Here is a 7,430-nt window from a genome sequence, read left to right as displayed (position 1 = left end):
CCTGTGCAGGGCCTTCGCAGGCAAATCCGTCGCCTTTCGCCCGACCGCCACCGACGGCGTCTTCGAAGCCTGGTTCAGACATCAGAAAATACAAACCATCGACCTCAATGCCCTGCCTCGATAGAGTGCAAACCTGTTCGCGATGTCTTCGCACACCTGTTCGCGATGTCCCCGGTCCAAACACCCACAAGGGGGAGGGGGACTTCGCTACGCTCCCGCCTCGGCGGCTAAACAATCCCCGTCTCGACCGCCTGATACCGGTCCCATCGCTGCTGCACAAAAGAACAGGCACGCGGCCCGGATGGCAGCACCGAGTTCCCCTCCCCCTTGTGGGGAGGGGTTAGGGGTGGGGGCACCATGTCCTGCGCTCGACGCCGGCTCAGTGCACGCTGGTCGGCACCGTCTCGGGCTCGGCCTTGTCGACCACCTTCTGGCGGTGGAAGATGAACAGGCCGGCGACGACGATGACGGCCGAGCCGAACAGGATCTGCGCATCGGGGTAGTCGCCGAAGAAAGCGATGCCGAAGACCACGGCCCACAAAAGCAGCGTGTATTGCAGCGGCGCCAGCAGCGAGGCGGGCGCGAGCTTGAGGGCGCGGGTGATCATCAGGTGGGCGGCGCAGGCGACGACGCCGAGCAAGAGCATGGCCGACCAGTCGACGGCGCTGGCCGGACGCCAGTCGGAGGCGGCAAGCACGCCGCCCATGACCAGTGCGCCGACCGTCTGCCAGGTGACCAGCGTGGTGTCGCTGGTGGCGCGCAGCTTGCGGCTGAGGATCAGGCTGATGGCGAAAGACAGGCTGCCGACCACGGCGAAGAGCGAAGGCCAGGACAGCGAGGCGGTGGAGGGCCGGAGCGCGATGACCACGCCGCAGAAGCCCAGCACGATGGCGAGCCAGCGGCGCCAGCCGACCTTTTCGCCGAGGAAGAAATGCGAGAGTGCTGCGATGTAGATCGGGCCGGCCATGTAGAAGGTCATGACGTCGGCCAGCGGCAGGTAGGCGACGGCGGCGTAGAAGAAGGCGGTGTCGGCGGTGGCGAGCACGACGCGCAGCACCTGCAGGCCGGGCCGCTCGACCCTGGTCAGCGGGGCGAGGCCCTGGCGGGCGATCATCGGGCCGAGGATGATGAAGGCGCCGATCGAGCGGATGACCAGCACCTGGCCGACCGAATAGTTCTCGACCAGCCATTTGCCCATGGCGTCGTTGAGGGCGAACATGAAGTCGCCGAGCAGCATCAGCAGGATGCCCGCGAGGACGAGATTGCTCTTCGGCAGAGCGAGGGCTTGGCGGAACGTCATGGGCAAGTTGTCCGGCGGGCCGACGAGCCCGGTTCGCGCCTATCTATGCCCGGATTTCCGCCATTGCGAGGGCTAATTGGCCTGGACCATGCGTTCCTGCGTTACAGCGCTAGAGCGCGGGCATCCGCCGCTCTGGCTGTTGTTCCTCGTGCGATGCCAGACGATCCCGTCTGGCCGCAAATGCCTGGAGATCACGGCTTCGGCGCGACGACGATGGGGCGATAGACCACGAAAGGCCGGTTCCAGTCGTCGAAGGCGGCGCTGCGGCTGCGGAACTCGGCGCGGCGGTCGAGTTCGATGCGCTGCAGGCATGCGGCGAAGGCGTCGTTGCGCTTGGCGAAGCCGTAGGAGCGGCATTTCTGCTCGTCGAGCGCGCGCTGCTCCGCGGCGGAGACGCAGCCGGCGAGGACCGTGGCCAGCAAGAGCAAAGAGACCGTTCTGACCGTCATGACATCGCCTCGCATCAACCTGATTCCGGGTCGCGACTTTAGGCGTTCGGTCGGTGTTCGGGAAGGTGGGCCCAAGGGGGCAGCTCTTGCCAGTTGCCATCCAACACCCCCTCGCCTGCCGCTGCGCGGCCACCTCTCCCCCCGTTTCGTAGGGGCGAGGAACCCAAGCTGGAAAGCCCCTTCCCCCTCAGTTCCCTTGCGGCGGCACGACGTGGCGGCGGTTGATGCTGGCCGGGCGGCCTGCGATCGACAGGGCGGTGTCGCGCTTGGGCCGCTCGGCCACGACCTTGCCCTTGGCGACGACGCAGAGCCGCTCGGCGCGCAGGCGCACCGCCTCGATCGGGTTGCCGGCGTCGAGCACGACGAGGCTCGCCGTCTTGCCGACCGCGAGGCCGAGATGGTCGAGGCCCATGATCTCGGCGTTGACCCTGGTGACCATGTCGAAGCAGCGGCGCATGTCGGCAGGCGAAGACATCTGGGCCACGTGCAGGCCCATGAAGGCGACGTCGAGCATGTCGGCGGTGCCGAGCGAATACCACGGGTCGAGCACGCAGTCCTGGCCCCAGCCGACGCGGATGCCGGCCTTCAGCATCTCGGGCACGCGGGTCATGCCGCGGCGCTTCGGGTAGCTGTCGTGGCGGCCCTGCAGCATGATGTTGATGAGCGGGTTGGGGATCGCCGAGACGCCGGCCTCGGCGATCAGCGGCAAAAGCTTCGAGACGTAATAATTGTCCATCGAATGCATCGAGGTCAGGTGCGAGCCGGCCACCCTGCCCTGCAGGCCGAGCCGCTGGGTCTCATAGGCCAGCTGCTCGATGTGGCGCGACAGCGGATCGTCGGTCTCGTCGCAATGCAGGTCGACCATCAGGCCGCGTTCCGCCGCGATCTCGCAGAGCTCGGTCACCGAGCGGGTGCCGTCGGCCATGGTGCGCTCGAAATGCGGGATGCCGCCGACAATGTCGACGCCCATGTCGAGGGCGCGGATGGTGTTCTCGCGCGCATTGGGCGAGCGGTAGAGCCCGTCCTGCGGGAAGGCGACGAGCTGGAGGTCGATATAGGGTGCGATCTCCTTCTTGACCTCGAGCAGGGCCTCGACGGCGAGCAGGCGGTCGTCGCAGGTGTCGACATGGGTGCGGATGGCGAGCAGGCCCATCGACACGGCCCAGTCGCAATAGGCGAGCGCGCGCTCCTTCACCGCCTCGTGGGTGAGCAGCGGCTTGAGCTCGCCCCACAGCGCGATGCCCTCCAGCAGCGTGCCCGAGGCATTGATGCGCGGCAGGCCGTAGGACAGCGTCGCGTCCATGTGGAAGTGCGGATCGACGAAGGGCTGCGTGACGAGGTTGCCCGTGGCATCGACGACACGCCCGGCCGACGCATCGATCCTCGGTTCGATCGCGGCGATCCTGTCGCCCTTGATGCCGATGTCGGCCACGGTTCCATCGGGCAGCGTGCCGCCCTTGACGATCAGGTCGAAGCTCATCTTTCGCCTTTCTGGTACGGGATCATCAGCGCTTTCGGATAGGTGGCGCGGCGCGCCACCAGGATCAGCGCCAGGATCGACAGCGCGTAGGGCATCATCAGGAAGACCTGGTAGGGCACGATGCCGCCCGACATCTGCTGCAGGCGCACCTGGTAGGCGTCGAAGGCGGCAAACAGGATGGCGCCGATCAGCGCCTTGCCCGGACGCCACGAGCCGAAGACCACGAGCGCGATGCAGATCCAGCCGCGGCCGTTGATCATCTCGAAGAAGAACGAGTTGAAGGCCGACATGGTGAGGAAGGCGCCGCCGACCGCCATCAGCGCACTGCCGACCACGACCGCACCCATGCGGATGCCGGTGACGGAGATGCCTTGCGCCTCCACCGCCGAGGGATTTTCGCCAGCGGCCCGGACCGCCAGGCCGAGCGGCGTGCGGTAGAGCACCCAGGCGACCACCGCGACGGCCAGGAAGGCGAGATAGGTCAGCGGCGTCTGCGAAAACAGCGCCTCGCCGATGACGGGGATCTTGGACAGGCCGGGGATCGGCAGCGGCTGGAACGGCTCGATCTTGGGCGGCGATGTAACCTCCGGCAGCGCCAGGCGATAGGTGAAATAGGTCAGGCTGGTGGCGAGCAGGGTGACGCCGATGCCGACGACATGCTGCGACAGGCCGAGCGGCACGGTCAGCGTGGCATGCAGCAGGCCGAACATCGCCCCGGCAAGCGCCGCCACCAGCACCCCGGTCCACAGATCGCCGCCGGCATAGACGGTGAACCAGCCGGCGAAGGCGCCGGCGGTCATGATGCCCTCGATGCCCAGGTTGAGCACGCCGGCGCGCTCGCAGATCAGCTCGCCCATGGTGGCGAAGATCAGCGGCGAGGCGATGCGGATGGCAGCGACCCAGAAGGAAGCGGTGAAGAGGATATCGAGCGCGTCCATCAGTGGCTCCTGCCTTGCAAAGGCCAGCAACGGGAGCGCCGCACTCCCTGGGCGGCGTATGCCACGGGGCTTCCCATCAGGCGTCGCGGACGACGACTACCCCCACCCCTAACCCCTCCCCACAAGGGGGAGGGGAACCACCTGGCCGCCACGCCGGCCAACATCACCAGTCGCGGGAAAGGCATAATGTGAAGTCTCCCTCCCCCTTGTGGGGAGGGGTTAGGGGTGGGGGTATTTCCAAGTGCCCTGCCCTTGGGCAAGTCGGGTGTGAAGTGAATGCGGGGCACAGCCATCACTTCCACCTCACCCTGAAGCGCGCCAGCAGGATCGCCACCACCATGGTCAAGAGTGACGTGGCCACCATGACGTCGGCGATGTAGCTCGGCACCTTGGCGGTGCGGCTCATGGCGTCGGCGCCGACGAAGATGCCGGCGACGAAGATCGCCGAGGCGATGACGCCAAGCGGGTTGAGCATCGCCAACATGGCGACGACGATGCCGGAGTAGCCATAGCCCGGCGACAGGTCGAGGGTGAGGTTGCCCTTGAGGCCGGACACCTCGGAGACGCCGGCGAGTGCGGCGAGGCCGCCCGACAGCAGTGCCGTCTTCATCAGCACGCCGTTGACCGGGACGCCGACGAAGCGCGCGCCCTCGGGGTTGTGGCCGACGGCGCGCATCTCGTAGCCGAGCACGGTCTTCTTCATGATGACCCAGACGGCGATGGCCGAGACGACGGCGACGACGAAGCCGTAGTGCAGGCGCTTGCCCTGGATGATGCGCGGCAGCTGCGCGTCGGCGATGACCTTCTGCGACTGCGGCCAGCCGAGGCCCATGGGGTCCTTGAGCACGCCTTCGAGCAGCATCGACACGAACAGCAGCACGATGAAGTTGAGCAGCAGCGTGGTCACCACCTCGTCGACGCCGAAGCGGGTCTTCAGCACCGCCGGGCCGAGTAGCAGCAAGCCGCCGGCAAGCATCGCCGCCAGCATGACGACGGGGATCAGCACCACCGACGGCAGCGGCAGCGCGCCGGTGCCGAGCACGATCGTGACGATGCCGCCGACATAGAGCTGGGCCTCGGCGCCGATGTTCCAGAGCTTGGCCCGGAAGGCGACGGCGACGGCGAGGCCGGTGAAGATCAACGGCGTCGCGCGCGTCAGCGTTTCGAGAGCCGCGAATTGCGAGCCGGCAGCGCCCTTGGCGACGAGATAGAACACCGACAGCGGCGAGGCGCCGGCGGCAAGCACCAGGAGCGAGGTAAAGACCAGCGTGGCGACGATCGCCGCCAGCGGATACAGCAGGGTGACCGCCAGCGACGGTGCGGGTTTCGGCTCAAGCCGCATGGGTCTGCTCCGTGCTGACCTGAGATGTTTGCGGGACAGCACCCCCCTCTGTCCTGCCGGACATCTCCCCCGCAAGGGGGGAGATCGGCAGTTTCAGCGCCCGGCCTCGTCCTGCGACTCCGGATATCTGCGAGATTTGCAACCTCAACCCACGCGCTCGTCCCGCGACGCTGGAGACTGGCGCGGGCAGCCATGAAGGCCAATCTCCCCCCTTGTGGGGGAGATGTCCGGCAGGGCAGAGGGGGGCAACGTAGGGCGCGGCCCCGACAAGGATCAGCCCGCCCCTCACGCCGCCCGCTCCTCTTCGCCGTGACCCGCCATCAGCTCCCCCAGTTCCCGGATTGTGCGCTCGCCGCGCGAGGAAGGCACCGACAGGCGTCCCTTGGAGATCACGACGATGCGGTCAGACAGCGCCAGGATCTCCTCGAGGTCCTCGGAGATCAGCAGGATCGCAGCACCGCGCTCGCGCGCGGCGAGCAGCATGCGGTGGACATAGGCGACGGCGCCGACGTCGAGGCCGCGCGTCGGCTGGCTGGCGAGGATGACCGCCGGCTCGGGGTCGAGCGCGCGGCCGAGGATCAGCTTCTGCATGTTGCCGCCCGACAGCAGCCGGATGCGCGCCTCGGGCGACGGGCATTTGACGTCGTAGTCGGCGATGATCTTTTCGGCGAAGCGGCGCGCCGCCTTCCAGTCGAGAAAGCCCATGCGGCTGAAGCGCGGGCTGCCGTAGCGCTCGGCGATGACGTTCTCGGCGACGCTCATGTCGCCGATCGTGCCGACCGCGTGGCGGTCTTCCGGGATGCGGGCGATGCCGTGGCCGAGCGCCGCGCGCGGCGACCAGCCGCCGACCGGCGCCCCGTCGATCGCGATGCTGCCGGCGGTGGGGCGCTGCGTGCCGGCGATGAGCGCCGCAAGTGCCGCCTGGCCGTTGCCGGAGACGCCGGCGAGGCCGGTGATCTCGCCGGCGCGGAGCACAAGCGAGACGTCGTCGAGCCCGGCACCGTTGTGGCGGGCGGTCGAGATGCCGTCGAGCACCAGCAGCGGACGTCCCGGCGCGACCGGCACGACCTCGGCCGGCCTGACCTCCTGCCCGACCATGAGGGAGGCGAGCTCCCTGCGGTCGGTCGACTTCGTCTCGCGCTCGCCGGAAAGGCGGCCGGCGCGCAGCACCAAAACGCGGTCGCTGACGGCCATGACCTCGGGCAGCTTGTGCGAGATGAAGATGATCGACAGCCCCTTGGCGACCAACAGCTTGAGCGTGCGGAACAGGGCGTCGGTCTCGGCCGGGGTCAGCACCGCGGTCGGCTCGTCGAGGATGAGGACCTCGGCGTCGCGATAGAGCGCCTTGAGGATCTCGACGCGCTGGCGTTCGCCGACCGAGAGCGAGGCGACGATCACCGCGGGATCGACGGCGAGGCCGAAATCGGCGGCGAGCCGTTCGATGCGCTGGCGCGCGGCAGCCCGGTCGAGGCGCGGGCGCCAGAGCTTCTGGGTGCCGAGCGCGATGTTCTCCAGCACCGTCATGTTGTCGGCAAGGGTGAAATGCTGGTGCACCATGCCGATGCCGGCGTCGAGCGCGGCGCGCGGATCGCCCGGCGGCAGCGGCTTGCCGAAAACCTCGACCGTGCCCTCGTCGGCGACATAATGGCCGAACAGGATGTTCATCAGCGTCGTCTTGCCAGCGCCGTTCTCGCCCAGCAGCGCGATCACCTCGCCGCGCCTGAGCTCGAAGGAAATGGCGTCGTTGGCCGTTAGCGGGCCGAAACGCTTGGTGATGCCGGAGAGGCGAAGGACGGGGGAATTGGTCACGTTAACGATCGGGAGCGGCGTTGCGGACAAGGCTCCTCCCGTTCACGGGGAGAGGATGGCGGCAGCCAGGTGAGGGGCGGCGCAAGCCGTCAAACGTTGGCCCTGCCCCTCA

General features: G+C 68.0%; 6 protein-coding genes. All 6 read right to left on the bottom strand.

Translation table 11 applies throughout. From position 1 onward, the window contains the following. Positions 1–379 precede the first annotated feature (379 nt). A complete protein-coding gene (locus tag J2X50_RS20995) occupies positions 380–1,300 on the bottom strand; it encodes a DMT family transporter (protein ID WP_429097842.1) in 921 nt (306 codons plus the stop codon). A 191-nt stretch (positions 1,301–1,491) separates the two neighbouring features. Continuing rightward, entirely contained in the window at positions 1,492–1,749 is a 258-nt protein-coding gene (locus tag J2X50_RS20990) for a hypothetical protein (RefSeq protein WP_429097841.1), read from the bottom strand. A gap of 187 nt (positions 1,750–1,936) precedes the next feature. Continuing rightward, a complete protein-coding gene (locus J2X50_RS20985; RefSeq protein ID WP_429097840.1) occupies positions 1,937–3,229 on the bottom strand; it encodes an amidohydrolase family protein in 1,293 nt (430 codons plus the stop codon). Next, the gene (locus J2X50_RS20980) at positions 3,226–4,167 is read right to left on the bottom strand and encodes an ABC transporter permease (protein ID WP_429097839.1); all 942 of its coding nucleotides are present in this window, start codon (positions 4,165–4,167) and stop codon (positions 3,226–3,228) included. Before J2X50_RS20980 ends, J2X50_RS20985 begins: the two co-directional genes overlap by 4 nt. Positions 4,168–4,459: 292 nt before the next feature. After that, a complete protein-coding gene (locus tag J2X50_RS20975) occupies positions 4,460–5,509 on the bottom strand; it encodes an ABC transporter permease (RefSeq protein ID WP_429097838.1) in 1,050 nt (349 codons plus the stop codon). Positions 5,510–5,794: 285 nt separating this feature from the next. After that, positions 5,795–7,318 carry an ABC transporter ATP-binding protein gene (locus J2X50_RS20970; protein ID WP_429097837.1) on the bottom strand — a complete coding sequence of 508 codons (1,524 nt, stop codon included), beginning with the start codon at positions 7,316–7,318 and terminating at the stop codon, positions 5,795–5,797. Positions 7,319–7,430: the final 112 nt, after the last annotated feature.

Origin of the sequence: Aminobacter sp. BE322 (assembly GCF_050433525.1) — a bacterium.
GTDB lineage: Bacteria > Pseudomonadota > Alphaproteobacteria > Rhizobiales > Rhizobiaceae > Aminobacter.
Note: the sequence above shows the minus strand (reverse complement) of the source record. Positions and strands in the feature narration are given on the sequence as shown.

Excerpts from the sequence above, each read along its gene's own strand:
- J2X50_RS20985 (WP_429097840.1), bottom strand. The coding sequence starts at position 3,229 with ATGAGCTTCGACCTGATCGTCAAGGGCGGCACGCTGCCCGATGGAACC.
- J2X50_RS20980 (WP_429097839.1), bottom strand. The coding sequence starts at position 4,167 with ATGGACGCGCTCGATATCCTCTTCACCGCTTCCTTCTGGGTCGCTGCC.
- J2X50_RS20995 (WP_429097842.1), bottom strand. The coding sequence starts at position 1,300 with ATGACGTTCCGCCAAGCCCTCGCTCTGCCGAAGAGCAATCTCGTCCTC.
- J2X50_RS20990 (WP_429097841.1), bottom strand. The coding sequence starts at position 1,749 with ATGACGGTCAGAACGGTCTCTTTGCTCTTGCTGGCCACGGTCCTCGCC.
- J2X50_RS20975 (WP_429097838.1), bottom strand. The coding sequence starts at position 5,509 with ATGCGGCTTGAGCCGAAACCCGCACCGTCGCTGGCGGTCACCCTGCTG.